The organism is Streptomyces shinuiensis, assembly GCF_043660855.1.
Classification (GTDB): Bacteria; Actinomycetota; Actinomycetes; order Streptomycetales; family Streptomycetaceae; genus Streptomyces.
Genome location: NZ_JBIHML010000001.1, coordinates 5,334,228 through 5,349,844, shown reverse-complemented (window position 1 = coordinate 5,349,844; position 15,617 = coordinate 5,334,228). Strand labels below are relative to the sequence as shown.

The 15,617-nt window shown below is 76.0% G+C and carries 15 protein-coding genes; 7 read left to right on the top strand and 8 right to left on the bottom strand.

Translation table 11 applies throughout. The features are described from left to right. Nucleotides 1-187: 187 nt before the first annotated feature. The 3 genes from ACGRHY_RS24290 to ACGRHY_RS24280 form a co-directional block, all read right to left on the bottom strand. A complete protein-coding gene (locus tag ACGRHY_RS24290; RefSeq protein ID WP_394637436.1) occupies nucleotides 188-625 on the bottom strand; it encodes a hypothetical protein in 438 nt (145 codons plus the stop codon). 5 nt (nucleotides 626-630) lie between these two features. Then, entirely contained in the window at nucleotides 631-1,173 is a 543-nt protein-coding gene (locus ACGRHY_RS24285) for a cupredoxin domain-containing protein (RefSeq protein ID WP_394637435.1), read from the bottom strand. 166 nt (nucleotides 1,174-1,339) lie between these two features. Beyond that, entirely contained in the window at nucleotides 1,340-2,146 is an 807-nt protein-coding gene (locus ACGRHY_RS24280; RefSeq protein ID WP_394637434.1) for a DUF2249 domain-containing protein, read from the bottom strand. Nucleotides 2,147-2,216: 70 nt separating this feature from the next. Between ACGRHY_RS24280 and ACGRHY_RS24275 the strand changes: the two genes are divergently transcribed. From ACGRHY_RS24275 to ACGRHY_RS24265, 3 genes are read left to right on the top strand one after another with little or no spacing between them, the layout of a single operon-like run. After that, nucleotides 2,217-2,936, top strand: a complete 720-nt coding sequence (locus ACGRHY_RS24275) for a helix-turn-helix transcriptional regulator (RefSeq protein WP_394637433.1) — start codon at nucleotides 2,217-2,219, stop codon at nucleotides 2,934-2,936. Then, entirely contained in the window at nucleotides 2,933-4,114 is a 1,182-nt protein-coding gene (locus ACGRHY_RS24270; RefSeq protein WP_394637432.1) for a DUF8744 domain-containing protein, read from the top strand. The genes ACGRHY_RS24275 and ACGRHY_RS24270 overlap by 4 nt, the downstream gene beginning before the upstream one ends. Further along, a complete protein-coding gene (locus ACGRHY_RS24265; protein ID WP_394637431.1) occupies nucleotides 4,111-6,879 on the top strand; it encodes a multicopper oxidase domain-containing protein in 2,769 nt (922 codons plus the stop codon). Before ACGRHY_RS24270 ends, ACGRHY_RS24265 begins: the two co-directional genes overlap by 4 nt. Here ACGRHY_RS24265 and ACGRHY_RS24260 read toward each other — a convergent pair. The 4 genes from ACGRHY_RS24260 to ACGRHY_RS24245 form a co-directional block, all read right to left on the bottom strand. Then, a complete protein-coding gene (locus tag ACGRHY_RS24260) occupies nucleotides 6,863-7,372 on the bottom strand; it encodes a GNAT family N-acetyltransferase (protein WP_394637430.1) in 510 nt (169 codons plus the stop codon). The two genes, ACGRHY_RS24265 and ACGRHY_RS24260, sit on opposite strands and share 17 nt — an antisense overlap. An 84-nt stretch (nucleotides 7,373-7,456) precedes the next feature. Beyond that, nucleotides 7,457-8,341 carry an alpha/beta fold hydrolase gene (locus ACGRHY_RS24255; RefSeq protein ID WP_394637429.1) on the bottom strand — a complete coding sequence of 295 codons (885 nt, stop codon included), beginning with the start codon at nucleotides 8,339-8,341 and terminating at the stop codon, nucleotides 7,457-7,459. Nucleotides 8,342-8,351: 10 nt separating this feature from the next. Continuing rightward, nucleotides 8,352-8,957, bottom strand: coding sequence for a TetR/AcrR family transcriptional regulator (locus ACGRHY_RS24250; RefSeq protein ID WP_394637428.1), 606 nt, complete (start codon nucleotides 8,955-8,957; stop codon nucleotides 8,352-8,354). 169 nt (nucleotides 8,958-9,126) lie between these two features. After that, nucleotides 9,127-9,402, bottom strand: coding sequence for a helix-turn-helix domain-containing protein (locus tag ACGRHY_RS24245; RefSeq protein ID WP_394637427.1), 276 nt, complete (start codon nucleotides 9,400-9,402; stop codon nucleotides 9,127-9,129). A gap of 102 nt (nucleotides 9,403-9,504) precedes the next feature. On the opposite strand from ACGRHY_RS24245, the gene map reads away from it, so the two are divergent. Next, the gene (gene map / locus ACGRHY_RS24240) at nucleotides 9,505-10,272 is read left to right on the top strand and encodes a type I methionyl aminopeptidase (RefSeq protein ID WP_394637426.1); all 768 of its coding nucleotides are present in this window, start codon (nucleotides 9,505-9,507) and stop codon (nucleotides 10,270-10,272) included. A 24-nt stretch (nucleotides 10,273-10,296) separates the two neighbouring features. Here map and ACGRHY_RS24235 read toward each other — a convergent pair whose 3' ends face one another. Then, nucleotides 10,297-11,133 (bottom strand): methyltransferase domain-containing protein, encoded by an 837-nt coding sequence (locus ACGRHY_RS24235; RefSeq protein WP_394637425.1) that lies wholly within the window; start codon nucleotides 11,131-11,133, stop codon nucleotides 10,297-10,299. Nucleotides 11,134-11,246: 113 nt separating this feature from the next. Here ACGRHY_RS24235 and ACGRHY_RS24230 point away from each other — a divergent pair, with 113 nt between their 5' ends. From ACGRHY_RS24230 to ACGRHY_RS24220, 3 genes are all read left to right on the top strand, one after another. Beyond that, nucleotides 11,247-12,221, top strand: coding sequence for a LysR family transcriptional regulator (locus tag ACGRHY_RS24230; protein ID WP_394637424.1), 975 nt, complete (start codon nucleotides 11,247-11,249; stop codon nucleotides 12,219-12,221). Between the two features lie 243 nt (nucleotides 12,222-12,464). Next, nucleotides 12,465-14,066, top strand: coding sequence for a DNA translocase FtsK (locus tag ACGRHY_RS24225; RefSeq protein WP_394637423.1), 1,602 nt, complete (start codon nucleotides 12,465-12,467; stop codon nucleotides 14,064-14,066). A 149-nt stretch (nucleotides 14,067-14,215) separates the two neighbouring features. After that, on the top strand, nucleotides 14,216-15,598 hold the full coding sequence (locus ACGRHY_RS24220) for a carbohydrate-binding protein (protein WP_394637422.1): 1,383 nt from the start codon (nucleotides 14,216-14,218) through the stop codon (nucleotides 15,596-15,598). The last annotated feature ends 19 nt before the right edge of the window (nucleotides 15,599-15,617 follow it).

Sequence of the window (15,617 nt, the reverse complement as noted above, 5' to 3'; positions counted from 1 at the left end):
CGTGGTGGCTCCGTGTGCGGGCCGGAACCGGCTGTGTGCCCAGGTGCCCTGGGCGGCCGGTGCCATGCCCGCACCTCAAGGGTCTTCACACCTCTGTCCGGCCGTAAGGGGCCATCAGGTCCCGTAAGGGACCATTGGTCTCGCCTTTGCGGGGCCGTCCGGCGCGCCCCCCGCGGCACGGCGCCCATCAGGTGACGGGCAGGGCCGCCGCCAGGAGCACCACTCCCAGCGAGCCGACCAGGGAGGTGACCGCCAGGGCGCGGGCCAGTTCGGGGCGGCCCAGCGAGTGGGCCCGGCCGTGCAGCGCGGCGACAGCCATCACGGCGGTGAACAGAGCCAGTTTGGCGGCCAGGGTCCGCCCGTAGCCGGGTTCGGCCAGTGAGGCCCAGGTCACCCCCTTGTGCCAGGCCATCGCCACCCCGCTGGCCAGCTGGAGGGGCAGGAACACCGCTCCGGTGAGCTTCCCGAAGCGGCGTCCGGCCTCCCGGACGAACCGCCCCCGGGCCTCGGGGGCCAGCGTCCGGCGGGCCAGAGGCAGGATCACCAGGGACAGGGCCAGTTGCCCGCCGACCCACAGCGCGGCCCCGATGACGTGGGCGAAGCGTACGAGGGCCCAGGTGTCCACCCCGTTCACCTCCTCACCCCTGTCGTACCGTGGGCGCCGGCCTTCCGTACGGCGATGCGCATGCTCATGCCCGCGTCGCGGTGTCCGGCCACGGTGCACCAGGCCGCGCGGTCGGCGGTGACCGTCCCGACGTCCAGCCGGGCGCTCTCGTCCAGGCCGAGCACCGGAGTGCGCGGGCCGCCCTCCACACGCAGGTCGTGCCGCATGGCGTCCCGGTTGACGACCTCCAGGACCAGGCGGGTACCGGAGGGGACCTCGACGGTGGTGGGGCTGACCCGCATGCCCGTCAGCTCCACCCGCACGGTGCGCGTCCCGGAGGCGGCGGCACCGGCGCCCCGGCCGTCCGCCGCCCCCGCCCCGCCGCCCGGCGTCCCGGCCACCAGTACGGCCAGTACGGTTAGCAGGACGCCGGCCATGGCTCCGGACAGGGGCGCCCGCCACGAGGTGCTCGTGGGCGGAGGTCCGCCGCGCGGGCCGTGCGGTTCGGACGGGTCGGGTATGCCCGGTGACGGGGCGTCGGCCGCCTCGGCCGTGGGCGGGGTGGTCACATGCGCTCCTCAGGGTCCCCTCGCGGTCGCGGCGGGTGATCGGACGTCGAGGCCGATTGTCGTTCCGGGGTACGCCGACGTAAGGGCGGCGAAGGTCCCCCGCGCCGGGACTTCCGGCCCTCGGTCCCGTCCCGGGGGTCCCGGGCACGGGCGGAGGGCGGCCGTGTCAGTGGTGGGTGAGGCGCAGGCGCCAGGCCTGCGGGCCGCGCTCCAGGTACTCCACCGCGAAGGCCCCGCCGGTGCGCTTCTCGATCTGGGCCAGCAGGGGCAGCGGGTCGTGCGGCGCGACCAGCACCATGGACCGGCCCTCGGGGACGGCCTCGAGCGCTCCGAAGACCGTGGCGTGGCGGATGGCGTGCGGGACCTCGCGCACGTCCAGCTCGGGCGCTTCCCCGGCGTCCGTCTCCCCGCAGGCGCAGCCTCCGCCGCAGCCGCCCTCCTCGCCGGTCCCGCCCGTCCCCCCCGGCTCCTCGTGGCCGGGCTCCTCGCGGCCGCCCAGCAGTTCGTGCATCCCGGCGAGCATCTCGGCCAGGGAGACGTCGGGCGCGGCGGCGATCAGCGGCAGCACCAGGTCGTTCTCCTTGTCCAGGTGTTCCTCGAAGAGGACCTGGAGCGCCCGTGCGTCGGCCGCCGCGCGGGCCGGGGTGAGCGGAGCGCGCAGTGCGTCGACGAGCGCTCCGATCCTGCGGTGCTCGGCGAGCATGCCGTCGACCAGCAGCCGGGCCTCGGCGGTGCGGTGCGCGGCGGGGTAGAGGGCGGACTCCTCGGCGGCGGCGTGCGGGAGGAGTTCGCGGTCGCAGAAGGCGATCAGATCCGCGCGGGTCTCGTCGGCGGCGGCCGGGTCGCGGTCGGCCGCGTCCAGCAGCATCGCGACGCGTCCGGCCAACCGATCCGCGAGTTGCGCGTGGTGGGCCTCGACGGCTTCGACGGCCGCGGCGTCCCGGGGGTCGGAGGCGAGGGTGAGAGTGCTCATGGCTTTCCTCCCGAGGGTGGGCGGCCCGCATCAGGTCCTCCGGGGCCGACGCTCGCAATATACTACGGACATGTCCGTGAAAAATAAGGGTCCACTGCCGGGCGGCGGCCCGGACGGCCATCCGCCGGTCTCCCGGCAGCGCAGGGCGGTACTGCTGCATCTGCGCGGCCGGACGGAACCGGTCACGGCCGCAGGCCTCGCGGCGGAGTGCGGGCTGCACGCCAACACCGTCCGCGAGCACCTCGACGCCCTGGTCGACGCCTCCCTGGCCGCCCGCGAGCGGGCTCCGGCCGACGGCCGCGGCCGGCCCGCCTGGCTCTACCGGGCCCGGGCTCCGCAGCAGTCCGCCGTACGCGAGTACGCCGGGCTGGCCACCGTCCTCGCCGCGCGGATCGCCCGCTCCAGCCCCGACCCGCGCGCCGACGCCCTGGCCGCCGGGGAGGAGTGGGGCCGCGCCCTGCTCGCCGGGCAGGGGCCCGCGCGCGATCCCGGGGACGCGCGCGTAAGGGTGCTGGCGCTGCTGGAGGAGATCGGCTTCGCCCCGCAGCCGGACGAGGGCGCCCGTGAGGTGCGGCTGCCGCGCTGCCCCTTCGTCGAGGCCGCCCGCGAGTACCCCGGCGTGGTCTGCGCCGTCCACGAGGGCCTGGTCAGGGCGGGTCTCACCGCTCTGGGCGGGGACGCGGAACGGGTGGCGCTGCATCCCTTCGCCGAACCGGACGCCTGCCGGCTGAGCCTGGACACCGGACCGCGCGGGCCGTCGGGGGACGACGACGCCGAAGGAGCCCGGTGACCGGCGCCGGGGCGGCACCCGCGCCCGCCCGTGCCTCCGCCGCCGCGGCCCGGCGTACGGGTGCCCGCCGCGCCGTCCTGCTGCTGCCGGCCGGGCTGGCCCTGCTCGCCGGACTCGACGCCGCCCTGCTGCTGCTCGGCCTGCCCGCCCCCGTCGGCGCCGACCGGCTGCCGCGCGCGCACGGGGTGCTGCTGGTGCTCGGCTTCGCCGGGACACTGGTGTCGCTGGAGCGGGCGGTCGCCCTGGGCGACCGCTGGGGGTACCTCTCCCCCGCCTGCCTGGGCGCGGGCGGCCTGCTGCTGATCACGCCCGGCGGGCTTCGTCCGGGCGGGCTGCTGCTCGCCTCCGGCGCCGCCGTCCTGCTCGCGGTCTACGTCCGGCTGTGGCGGCGCCAGCCCGGCCCGGCCCTGGCCGTGCAGGCCGGGGGCGCGGTGGCCGCGCTGGGCGCCGCGCTGCTGTGGCTCGGCGGACTCGACGTGCCCCGGCTGCTGCCCTGGCTGGCCGCCTTCCCGGTGCTGACCATCGCCGGGGAGCGGCTGGAGCTGTCCCGGGTGGGCCTGCTGCCGCCCCGCGCCGAGCACACCTTCCTCGCCTGCTCCGGCGCCGTACTCGCCGGGGCCGTCGCCACCCTGCTGTGGCCCGCCGCCGGCACCCTGCTGCTGGGCGCCGCGCTGCTCGCCCTGGTCGGCCGGCTCACCGCGTACGACGTCGCCCGCCGGACGCTGCGCTCCACAGGGCTGCCCCGCTTCGGCGCCGCGTGCCTGCTGGCCGGCTACGCCTGGCTGGGCCTGGCCGGGGCGCTGTGGCTGGTGTACGGGCCGATCGCCGGCGGGCCGCGGTACGACGCGGTGGTGCACTGCGTGTTCCTGGGCTTCGTACTGTCGATGATCATGGCCCATGCCCCGGTGATCCTGCCCGCGGTGCTGCGCCGCCCCCTGCCCTACCATCCCGCCCTCGCCGTACCGGCCTGGCTGCTGCACCTCTCGCTGGCCCTGCGCGTCCTGGTGGGCGACCTGCGTGGCGTGGAGTGGGCCTGGCGGCTGGGCGGGGCCCTCAACATCGCCGCCGTGCTGCTGTTCGCGGCGGTGGCGGCGTCCCTCTCGATGGTCGCCGCCCGACGTTCCCGGACCGCCCGGACCTCCCGGCCCAGCCAGTCCGCCCCGGAGGTCTCCCGGTGACGCTCCTTTCGCCCCGCCCCCCCTCGCCCGGCGGCCCGCCCCCGCCGCCCGCCGGGCGTTCACCGCGCGCCTCCTGGCACCTGGGCGCGAACGCGGTGGTGGCGCTGTGGCTGGCGCTGTTCGCCGCCGCGGCGGCCGGGCACCACTTCCTGCCGTCCGCCCGCTGGCTGATGGCCCATCTGCTGCTGCTCGGCGCGGTGAGCAACGCGATCGTCATCTGGTCGGGGCACTTCGCCGCCTCGGTGCTGCGGCTGCCGGAGGCGAACCGAGGGGCCCCGGCCGTATGGCGGCTGGTCTGCCTCAACGCCGGCGCCGCCGCCGTGATCGGCGGAATGGCCGCCGGGGTGTGGCCGGCCGTCCTGGTGGGCGGGGCGGCCGTGGCGGGCGCGGTGGCGGCCCACGCGGTGTGGCTGGTGCGGCTGATGCGCCGCGCCCTGCCCGGCCGCTTCACCATGACCGTGCGCTACTACATGGCCGCCGCCTGCCTGCTGCCCGCGGGTGCCGTGCTGGGTGTGGTCATGGCCCGCGGTGATCTGTCCGGCGGCCTCCACGCGAGGCTGCTGACGGCCCATGAACTGGTCAACCTGCTGGGCTGGGTGGGCCTGACCGTGGCCGGGACGCTGATCACCCTGTGGCCCACGATGCTGCGCACCAAGGTGGCGGACGGCGCGGAGCGCGCGGGCCGCCGCGCCCTGCCCGTACTGCTCGGCGGGCTCGGCATGACCGTCGTCGCCGTGCTCGCCGGCCCGCCGCCCCTGGCCGCCGCCGGGGCCGCCGCCTACGCCGCCGGGTGGGCCGTGGCGGGTGTGCCCTGGACGCGCGAGGCGCGGGTGAAGGCGCCGCACTCCTTCGCCACCTGGTCGGTGGCGGCGGGCGGGGTGTGGCTGCTCGGCTCGCTGGCGGGCCTGGTCTGGATCCTGCTGACCTCGCCTTCCTGGCCGCAGGCGGCGGCGCGGGTGCCGGCCCTGACCGCGCCGCTGGCCGCCGGGTGGATCGCCCAGACCCTGCTGGGGGCGCTGACCTTCCTGGTGCCGGTCGTGCTCGGCGGCGGGCCGGCCGCCGTACGGGCCGCCTCCGCCGGGCTGGAGCGGGGCGGTCCCTTCCGGCTGGCCGCGGGCAACGCCGCGCTGGCGCTGTGCCTGCTGCCGGTGCCGTCGGTGGTCCGGGTGGTGGGCTCGGTGCTGCTGCTGGGGGTGCTGGTCGCCTTCCTGGTGCTGCTGGTCCGCACCGTCGTACGCGGGCTGCGGGCCCGCCGGGGCGGGGCTTCGGCGCCTGACGCACGGTCTTCCGCGCAACCGCCCGCACCGTCGGCCGGGAAGCAGACCGCAGAACCCCGCCCGCACCGCGTCCTGGGCGGCGTCGCCGCGGGACTGGCGGCGGTGGTGCTGGCGGTCGCGGTCGGCGGCGCGGCGGATGTGCGCTCCCTTCCGGTCCTGCCCCGTGCCGCGTCGGGCACGGCGGACGGCGCGGCGAACGGAGGTGCGGAGGCCACCGGCGAGACCACCACCGTGGAGGTGGTGATGCGCGGTATGCGGTTCCACCCGGCATCCGTCGAGGTGCCCGCCGGGAACCGCCTGGTGATCGAGGTGCGCAACGAGGGCGAGGACAGCCACGATCTGGTGCTGGAGTCCGGCGCCCGCACCGGCCGGCTCGCCCCCGGCGAGCGGGAGACGCTGGACGCCGGAGTCGTCGGCCGTGATCTGGAGGGCTGGTGCTCGGTGGTGGGGCACCGGCAGACGGGCATGGTCTTCGGCGTACGGGTCACCGGCGGAAGCGGCGGCGGTGCGGCGGCCGGAGGAGAGAAGCCCGCAGAGTCCGCGGAGCACGGGGAGAAGGGGGAGTACGGGGAACAGGGCGGCGCCGGCAAGGAGTCCGCCGCCTCCGCGTTCGACCCCTCGGCCGAGCCCGCCCCCGGCTTCACCGCCCGCGACGCCGCGCTGCCGCCCGCCGACGGTTCCGGGCCACGCCTGCAACGCCGGACCCTGACGGTGCGCGAGACCGTGCGCGAGGTCGCCCCCGGGGTGCAGCAGACCCTGTGGACCTTCGGCGGCACCGCGCCCGGCCCGGTGCTGCGCGGACGGGTCGGCGACACCTTCGAGATCACCCTGGTCAACGACGGGTCGATCGGCCACAGCATCGACTTCCACGCCGGAGTCCTGACCCCCGACGAGCCGATGCGCACCATCGCCCCCGGCGAGTCGCTGACCTACCGGTTCACCGCCGAGCGCAGCGGGGTGTGGATGTACCACTGCTCCACGATGCCGATGTCGCTGCACATCGCCAACGGCATGTACGGGGCCGTCATCATCGACCCGCCGCAACTGCCCGAGGTCGACCGGGAGTTCCTGCTGGTCCAGTCCGACCTGTACCTGGGCGGGCAGGGCGGCACCGCCGACGCGGACAAGGTGGCGGCCCTGCGGCCCGACGCCGTGGTCTTCAACGGCTACGCGAACCAGTACGCCTACGACCCGCCGGCCGTCCGCGCCGGCGAGCGGGTACGGATCTGGGTGCTGGCGGCCGGGCCGAACCGGCCGAGCGCCTTCCACGTCGTCGGCGGCCAGTTCGACACCGTCCACCAGGAGGGCGCCTACCGGCTGCGGCCGGACGATCCGGGCAGCGGCGGCGCGCAGGTGCTGGATCTGGCCCCGGCCTCCGGCGGGTTCGTGGAGCTGGCCTTCCCCGAGGCCGGCACCTATCCGTTCGTCTCGCACATCATGAGCGACGCCGAACGCGGCGCGAAGGGGGCCTTCAGGGTGACGGACTGAGCCTCTTCTCGAACCAGTGGTCGGCGTACTTCCCGCCGTTGTAGTCGGGGATCTCGGCGTAGCCGCCGTGCGCGTACAGGGCGCGGGCCTCGACCAGGTCGGCGCGGGTGTCCAGGCGGATCACCCGCGCGCCCAGCACCTCGGCGGCGGCGCGCTCGGCCGCCGCCAGCAGCCGCGCGCCACCGCCCGTCCCCCGTGCGCCGGGGAGCACGAAGAGGCGGGTCAGCTCGGCGGTCCGCGCGTCCAGCAGGCGCAGGCCGGCGCACCCGGCGGGCCGCCCCTCCCACCGGCCCACCAGGAAGCGGCCGGTGGGAGGGGCGAGATCGTCGCTGGGCTCCTCGGCGAGCGCCGCGTGGACCTCCTCCCGGGTGGCGCGGCGGCCGTGGTAGCGGCCGACGATGTCGTCGTAGTACGCGCGCAGCAGGGCCGCGGAGTCGGGATGCCCGACGGGCAGGGGCGCGATGTTCCAGGAGTCTCGTGGTCCGCCGTTCACACGCCTGATCCTCACAGGCCGGCCCCTTCCGCCGCATCCCGGTTTCCGCCCCGTCCGGGTCCTGGGCGGGGCGGAACGGGACGGTCAGGACGTACGGCCGCCCGCGCCGGCGGCCCGGGTGTGGGCCAGGAGCGCGTCGGCCAGCGGCGGCACGGCCGCGCGTCCGAGCGCGTGCCCGAGCCCGGGGACGGTCACCAGCCGCGCGGAGGGGATCGCGCGGGCCAGCCGGGCCGCGTGCGGCGGGGGCGTGACCGGGTCCTCGGGCGCGTCGACGACCAGCGTCGGGACCGTCACCCGGGCCAGTTCCCCTCCCCTGTCCATGCCGGACTGGTCGGCCAGGGCGTGCGCGGACGATTCGCGCCAGGTGCCGCTGTGGGCGGCGACCCGGCGTTCGAGGTCGCGGAACTCCTCGGCGTCGAAGGGCATCACGCCGCCGTTGAGCAGGCGCCAGTGCTCCACCCGCCACTCGAGTTCGGCCTCCTGGCCGCGTTCCTGCCCCATCCGCTCCCACATCGCGAGCAGGCGCGGGTCGGGGCCGGGCAGGTCCTCGTCGGGGATCTCCGGGTCGGGGCGCGCGCCGCCCAGTACGGAGGTGCCCCACAGCGCTGCGCTGAGCAGCCGCTGCGGGTGGTCCAGGAGCAGCAGTTGCACCAGGTAGCCGCCCATCGACATCCCCGCCACGTGCGCCCGGTCGACGGACAGCGCGTCCAGCACCGCCACGGCGTCACCGGCGAGGTCGCGGACGGCGTAGGGGCGCTCCTGGAAGGCGCGGGTGGAGCGGCCGGTGTCGCGGTGGTCGTAGCGGATGACGCGGTGGTGCCGCGCCAGCCGGGCCACGAGTTCGTCGGGCCATCCGAGGCCGCAGGCGCCGGCGCCCATGACGAGCAGCAGCGGCGGCAGGTCTTCGTCTCCGGCGGTCTCGGCCCACAGCCGGTAGCCGTCCCCCGTTTCGGCGAAGGTCCCCGTCATGCTTCCTCCTTCATTCCGGGCCGTGGTGTCGCAGACCGTTGAGCGCGGTCTCCAGCAGCGCGTCGGCGTACTCCTCGGTCAGCGGCCCGCTGCGGGTCAGCCACCGCTGCGCCATCGGCGCGAAGATCGCGTCGACGGCGATGTCCAGGTCCAGGGAGGCCGGGAGCTGGCCCGCGCGCTGCGCGGACCGCAGCCGGGCCCGCTTGGCCTCCCGGGTGGGTTCCTCCACGCGGACCCGGTGCTCCTCGGCCAGGGCCTCGTCCTCGACCAGCGCGACCGTCAGCGCCCGCAGCGGCCGGTCCGCCTCGGGGCCGGCGAGTTCCAGCGCGGTGGCCCGCAGGACGGTGCGCAGGTCCGCCTCCAGATCCCCGGTGTCGGGCAGTGGCACCGGCTCCTCGGCGTCCCCGAAGCTGCGCACGAGGATCGCCTCGAACAGCACCGCGCCCTTCGAGGGCCACCACCGGTAGATCGTCTGCTTGCCGACCCCGGCGCGCGAGGCGATCGCCTCGATGCCGAGCCTGCCGTAGCCGACCTCGCCGACCAGTTCGAAGGCCGCGTTCAGGATCGCGGCACGGGAGGCCGCGCTGCGCCGGGCGGCCGCCGGTTGTCTGGACATGACGGAACCGTACCACTTGACGAGACGATACGTCTCGTCTCGTAACACTCTCCCGCGCCTGCCGCCCCCGGCGAGACACGGACTTTCCCGTCCGGCCCGGGACTCACGCGGCCACCGGCCCGCCGCGGGCGGCCTCCGCTTCCGCCCCGGGCCGAAGGGGGGGGAGGCGCTACGCCGACAAGGCGCGCCCGTCTTCGCCGTCGTCCCGGACACAGGCGGCGGTCAGGCCGTCCAGGGAGATCCCCAGTACGGCCGCCAGGGCCGCCACCGTGAAGAACGCCGGAGTCGGCGCCCGTCCGGTCTCGATCTTCCGCAGCGTCTCCGCCGACACCCCGGCCGCTGCGGCGACCTCCACCATGCTGCGTCCGCCGCGCGCCTCGCGCAGCAGCGCGCCGAGCCGCTCCCCGCGCTGCCGCTCCCACGGGGTCAGAGGAGTTCTCACCATGGCCGTGATACTAATACCGGTATAAGAATTGGGTCGCGCCGGTCCTGTGCGATGCGGACGGCACGGTGCGAACGGCACGGCGGGAACAGGGAGCGGTGGAACATGGTGGAGATCAAGACCGACGCGGCGCTTGAGGCCATGCGGGAGGCCGGGCGCGTCGTGGCCCGGGCCCTCGCGGCCGCCCGGGATGCGGCGGGCGTCGGCGTGTCCCTGCGGGAGCTGGACGAGGCGGCGCGCGCCGTCCTGGCCGGGGCGGGGGCGCGTTCACCCTTCCTGGGCTACCACCCCTCCTTCGCGCCCACCCCGTTCCCGGCGGTGGTCTGCGTCTCCGTCAACGACGCGATCGTGCACGGTGTCCCCGGCGGCTACCGGCTGCGCGACGGCGATCTGGTCAGCGTCGACTGCGGCGCGGAGCTCGACGGCTGGACCGGCGACGCGGCCGTCAGCTTCGTCGTGGGCACTCCCCGGCCCGCCGACCTGGAACTGGTCAAGGCCACCCGGGAGGCGCTCGACGCGGGCATCGCGGCGGCCACCGCCGGAAACAGGATCGGCGACATCTCGCACGCCGTGGGCGCCGTCGCCGAAGCGGCCCACTGCGGCATGCCGCGGGATTTCGGCGGCCACGGCATCGGCCGCCGCATGCACGAGGACCCCCACGTGCCCAACCGCGGGCGCCCCGGGCGCGGCTTCCCCCTGCGCCACGGCCTGGTCCTCGCCATCGAGCCGATGCTGATGGCCGGCGGGAGCGACGCCTACCGCACCGACGCCGACGGCTGGACGCTGCGCACCGCCGACGGCAGCCGGGCCGCCCACATCGAGCACACCGTCGCGGTCACCGACGAGGGCCCGCGCGTGCTCACCCTGCCCTGACCGGGTGACGAGACCGGGGGGACGTCAGGCTCCCGGCCGGGCCGGGGGCGCGGGCTCCGCGGGTTCCCGGGGAGCGATCAACTGGAAGAGGCGGCCGGCGTGCCGGTGGGCGGGCCGGTCGGTGAGCGCGAGTTCCAGCCGCTCCGGGCCGGCGTAGAAGGCCGGGGCGTGCTTGCGCTCGTCGTCGGTGATGTAGTCGCTGACGCTGCGGATGCCGTAGTGCGCCGCACCCGGGCAGCCCAGGCCCTCCAGCCGGGAGGCGATCTCCTCGGCGATGTACAGCGTCATGCCGGTGCCGAAGGTGCGGCCGTCGGCGCGGTCCCGGCCGAGGGCCGCCAGCGCGGCGGCCGGGTCCAGTTCGCGTACGGCCGCGACCGGCGGGGCGCAGTGGCGGTTGACGGCCATCACCGACAGCACGCCGCCCTCCCGCAGTGGCGCCACGGCCGCCGCCAGTATCTCCTCCGCCGCGGCCGGAACCTCCGCGTAGGGCGGGAGGTTGTGGCACAGCACGGCGTCCCAGCCGCCCGAGGCGATCTCCCGCGGCAACTCCTCGGCGCGGGCCCGGACGCAGGTGACGGGGTCGGCGACTCCGGCCGCCCCGGCCCGGCCCTCCGCGACGGCCAGCATCCCGGGGGCGAGGTCCACCACGGTCACGCGGCGGCCGCGAGCCGCGAGCCGGACGGCGTCGCCGCCGTCTCCCCCGGCAAGGTCCAGGATCCGCAGGGGGCCGTCGCCGAGTCCGCCCAGATGACGCAGGAGGTCGGCCTCGGCGAGGGTGAAGCGCAGACGCCCCCAGGGGGCCTGCTGCCACTGCCGCCAGGCGGCCATGGACGAGTCGAACCCCTGAGCTGCCCCGGACACGCGCAGAGCCCGACCCGGGCGCCGACTCGGCGACCGCACACCGGAATTGTGGTCCGTACCAATCCCCCGCCGATGTATTGCCCCCGCGTACCGGGCGGCCCAAGCTGTCGGGCATGGACCTGGAACTGCGGCACCTGAAGACGATCCGGGCGATCGCGGACGCGGGCAGTCTCACCCGGGCGGCCACGGCGCTGGGACTGGCCCAGCCGGCACTCAGCGCACAGCTCAAGCGGATCGAACGTGCCCTGGGCGGGGCGCTGTTCGTCCGCGGCCGGTTCGGGGTCCGGCCGACCGCGCTGGGCGAACTGGTGCTGGACCGTGCCTGTGTGCTGCTGCCCGCGGTGCGCGAACTCCAGGAGGAGGCCGTACGGTTCGCGCGGGCGTGGGAGGGCATGCCGCGCTTCCGGCTCGGCGGTACGCACGGGCCGCTGCTGGGCGGCCTGGTGGACCGGCTGGCGGAATCCCACCCGCAGGTCGCGGTGACCACGCGCACCTCCTGGTCGGAACGGGAGATCGCCGCGCTGGTGGTCGAGGGGCGGGTGGACTTCGCCCTGGTCGGCGCCTGCGGGGAGAGTCCACCGCCCGCGGCGGACCGGCTGGTGTGGCGTGAGATCGCCGTCGATCCGGTGTTCGTGATGCTGGGCCGGGACCACCCGCTGGCCGAACGGCGCGAAATGGAACTGGCCGAGCTGGCCCGGGAGTCCTGGACGGACGTGCCGGGGGACGGCTGCTTCGCGGACTGCTTCGCCGCCGTCTGCGCCCGCGCCGGGTTCACCCCCGCCCGCGTCTACGAGACCGACACCGCCTCGTGCGTCCATCTGGTACAGGTGGGGCGGGCGGTGGGACTGTGCCGGGCTACGTTCCCGCCGGCCCCGGGCGTGGTGACCCGTCCACTGGCCGGGGCTCCGCTGCGCTGGCGGCATCTGGTCGGCTGGCATCCGGGCTCGCCCGCGGCGGACGTCGCGGGCCCGGTGGTCGCCCAGGCCCGCGCGGCGCACACCGAGGCCGCCGCCCGCAGCGCCAGTTACACCCAGTGGCTGGCCGACCACCCCGGGTTCGGCGCGACTTCCCCGGCGGCGGTCGGATGACCGCGGGATGACAGTCGGACGAGACGGCCTCGCACGACACGCCGGGGCACCTGGCCGGCGCCACGGCGGCCCGCCCGGCCCCACCGCCAAGAGTCCCGTAGCAGAACGGAGTTGCGCGGCGACCGGCGGGCCGCTGGTCGGGGCGTACGCCCGGACGGATGCGGAGTGCCGGTACCACCCCCACGATGACATCCCCCGGTCCGCTACAGTCCGTCGTCCTGGGAAGTGCCACAAGGGGGCTGAATGCGTCGCGATACATGCCCGGTCTGCGAGCAGCGGGCGCCGGTGACCGACGGGGTCATCGGCCACCACGAGAGCGAAGGCCGAAGCTGCCGAGGAGCGGGCCGGACCGCCGCGAAGGCGCCGGTCCCGCAGGGGGACGCTCCGCGTCCCGCCGAGGAGAACCGTACGAGGACGGCCGCGCCTCTGTCCGCGGCCCTGGGGCTGGTCGGCCTGCTCCTGCTCGCCCTCGGGGCCGTTGTCGGCTCCGTACCGGTCCTGACGGGGGGCGCCGTCCTCCTCGTCGCGGCGGGGGCCGGTGTCCTGCTGGGCCGCCGCGCCCCGGCGGGCGGGCGCGGTACCGCCCGCGGGACGGCCGGTGAGCGGACCGCCGAGCAGGGCGGGGCCGAGAAGGCGGCCGAGAAGGCGGCCGAGGAGAAGGCCGAGGAGAAGGAGAAGACGCCGGAGGAGGAGAAGACGCCGGAGGAGGCGGCCACCGTCCAGGCCGAACCGGAGCCGCGGACAGAGCCGCGGCAGGAGGCGGAAGGCCGCGAGTACGGCAGGGAGAGCGTCTCCGGTTCCGTCCCGGTGGAGGCGGTCTCCGTGGAGGAGGCCGCTCCGGAACGGTTTTCGGTCGGCGGTCTGTTCATCTCCGATCCCGCCGACTCCGCCCCTCAACCGGACCGTTCGGAGAGCCTGGACACGGCCAGCCTGGACACGGCCCCCCAGACGCCGGAACCCCGTGCCGATGAGCCCGCCACCCCCACGGTGGAGGCGGTGAAGGCCGAGGCGCCCGCCCGGGAGACCGAAGCCCCCGCCGAGATCCCCGCTCCCCGGGCCGAGGAGGCCGCACCGGCAGCCCCGGCCGCCGTGGAAGCCGCCGAGGCCGCCGAGGCCGCCGAGGCCGCCGACGGCAAGGTCGCGGTTCCGCAGCCCTCCGCCGGAAACGAACCCTCCGCACCCGCCGAGGCGTCCGCGCCGGACACCGATGAGGCCGCCGAGGCGCCCGCCACCCCCGTGGCCGAGGACCTGGCGCCCCGTACGCCGGAGCCGGAGCCGGAGCCGGAGCCGGAATCAGAGTCGGGGCCAGAATCAGAGTCGGGGCCGGAGCCGGCTGCCGAGGACGTCGACGGTGCCACGCCGTCCGCACCCGCCGCCACAGCGCCCCCCACGGTGCCCGCCGGGGACGTCGACGACACCGCCCCGGAGCCCGGGCGGACCGCGGACGGGGCCGCCGGTGCGCCCACCGCGCGCATCGTGAAGCAGGCGGCCCCGTCGGCCGAGGAGACCGAAGCCCCCGAGGCGCCTGCCGCGGCCGCCGAACCGCCCGCCGAGCCCGAACCGGCCGCTTCCGGATCCGAGTCCGCCGGCGGTCCGCTCGCCCGGGGGGCTGAGGCCGCCGGGATGGACGCCGAGACGCTCCGCGAGATCGCGCAGGCGGTCGTCACCGAGCAGAACGCCAGCATGGTCTACGTGCAGCAGCGGTTCTCCCTCTCCCGTACGGCCGCCCGGCGCGCTCTGGACGCGCTCGAGCAACTCGAAGTGGTCTCCGCCCCGGCCAAGAACGGACGGCGCAAGACCCTGGCCACGTCCCTGGACCACCTCGCCCCGGTGGGCAAGCGCTGAGCCGTACGCGGCGGCGCAGCGGAACCCGCAGGCCACAAAGGGTACGGCGGCTTCCATAACGCGGTGGGGGGAGGAGAGTTGACAGCTCCTCCCCCCACCGCTTCCGCGTCTACGGTTTCGGTCACCCCGACGAAACCGAGGAGAACCACATGCTCCACAGACGCGTCGCAGGCGCGTGCGCGGCCGCCGTGGCGGCCGGCGCGCTCGCCCTGACCGGACTGCTGCCGGGCACCGCGACGGCCGATCCCGCCGCGTCCGCCCCGCGGAAGGCGGACGCCCACCCTGCCCCGTCCGCCCTGTCCTCCGTACCGCCCGGCCTGCTCAAGGCCATGCAGCGCGATCTCGGTCTCACCGCCGGCCAGGCGAAGGACCGGCTGGTGAACGAGAGCAGGGCCGGAACGGCCGCCGGGAAACTGCGCCTGGCGCTCGGCGGCGACTTCGCCGGCGCCTGGGTGGCGGGCGACGACGCCGCGACCCTCACCGTCGCCACCACCGACGCCTCCGAGGCCTCCGCCATCACCGGGGCGGGCGCCCGGGCCAAGGTCGTCGAGCACACCCTGGCCGAACTCGACGCCGCCAAGGCCGCACTGGACCGGGCCGCCGAGAAGAACGCCACCACCGCCGCGCCGGTGTGGTACGTCGACGTCAAGACCAACTCCGTCGTCGTCCGCGCCTTCGACACCGGCAAGGCCCACGCCTTCGCCGAAGCCGCGGACGTGGACGGCGGCCTGGTGCGCGTGGTGAGGTCCGACGAGCGGCCCCGCCCGCTGTACGACCTGCGCGGCGGCGACGCGTACTACATGGGCGGCTCCGGCCGCTGCTCGGTCGGCTTCCCCGTCACCAGGGACAGCCGGCAGGGCTTCGCCACCGCCGGCCACTGCGGCCGTACCGGCACCAGCGTCTCGGGCTACAACCAGGCGTCGCTGGGGACCTTCCAGGGCTCGTCCTTCCCCGGCAACGACTACGCCTGGGTCGCGGCCAACTCCAACTGGACCGCCACCCCGTACGTGAAGACCTCCAGCGGCAGCGTCCAGGTGGCGGGCTCCACGCAGGCGGCGGTGGGCTCGTCCATATGCCGCTCCGGTTCCACCACCGGATGGCACTGCGGCACCATCCAGCAGCACAACACCAGCGTCACCTACCCCGAGGGCACCATCACCGGCGTGACCCGCACCACCGTGTGCGCCGAGCCCGGCGACTCCGGCGGCTCCTACATCTCCGGCAACCAGGCCCAGGGCGTCACCTCCGGCGGATCCGGCAACTGCCGCACCGGCGGCACCACGTACCACCAGCCGGTCAACGAGATCCTCTCCGCCTACGGCCTGACGCTGAAGACCGCCGGCGGCGACCCGGACCCCGAGCCCACCGACCCGCCCACCGACCCGCCGGGCGGCACCTGGCAGGCCGGCACCGTCTACTCGGTCGGCGACCGGGTGACCTACGGGGGCGCGACCTACCGCTGCCTCCAGGCCCACCAGGCGCAGCCGGGCTGGGAGCCGCCGAACACCCCGGCGCTGTGGCAGCGGGTGTGAGCACCGGCCCGGCCCCGGT

Bases quoted from the DNA above. Each gene is read 5' to 3' on its own strand.
- ACGRHY_RS24225 (WP_394637423.1), top strand. From the start codon at position 12,465: ATGCGTCGCGATACATGCCCGGTCTGCGAGCAGCGGGCGCCGGTGACC.
- ACGRHY_RS24255 (WP_394637429.1), bottom strand. From the start codon at position 8,341: ATGACGGGGACCTTCGCCGAAACGGGGGACGGCTACCGGCTGTGGGCC.
- ACGRHY_RS24230 (WP_394637424.1), top strand. From the start codon at position 11,247: ATGGACCTGGAACTGCGGCACCTGAAGACGATCCGGGCGATCGCGGAC.
- map (WP_394637426.1), top strand. From the start codon at position 9,505: ATGGTGGAGATCAAGACCGACGCGGCGCTTGAGGCCATGCGGGAGGCC.
- ACGRHY_RS24220 (WP_394637422.1), top strand. From the start codon at position 14,216: ATGCTCCACAGACGCGTCGCAGGCGCGTGCGCGGCCGCCGTGGCGGCC.
- ACGRHY_RS24275 (WP_394637433.1), top strand. From the start codon at position 2,217: ATGTCCGTGAAAAATAAGGGTCCACTGCCGGGCGGCGGCCCGGACGGC.
- ACGRHY_RS24245 (WP_394637427.1), bottom strand. From the start codon at position 9,402: ATGGTGAGAACTCCTCTGACCCCGTGGGAGCGGCAGCGCGGGGAGCGG.
- ACGRHY_RS24250 (WP_394637428.1), bottom strand. From the start codon at position 8,957: ATGTCCAGACAACCGGCGGCCGCCCGGCGCAGCGCGGCCTCCCGTGCC.
- ACGRHY_RS24280 (WP_394637434.1), bottom strand. From the start codon at position 2,146: ATGAGCACTCTCACCCTCGCCTCCGACCCCCGGGACGCCGCGGCCGTC.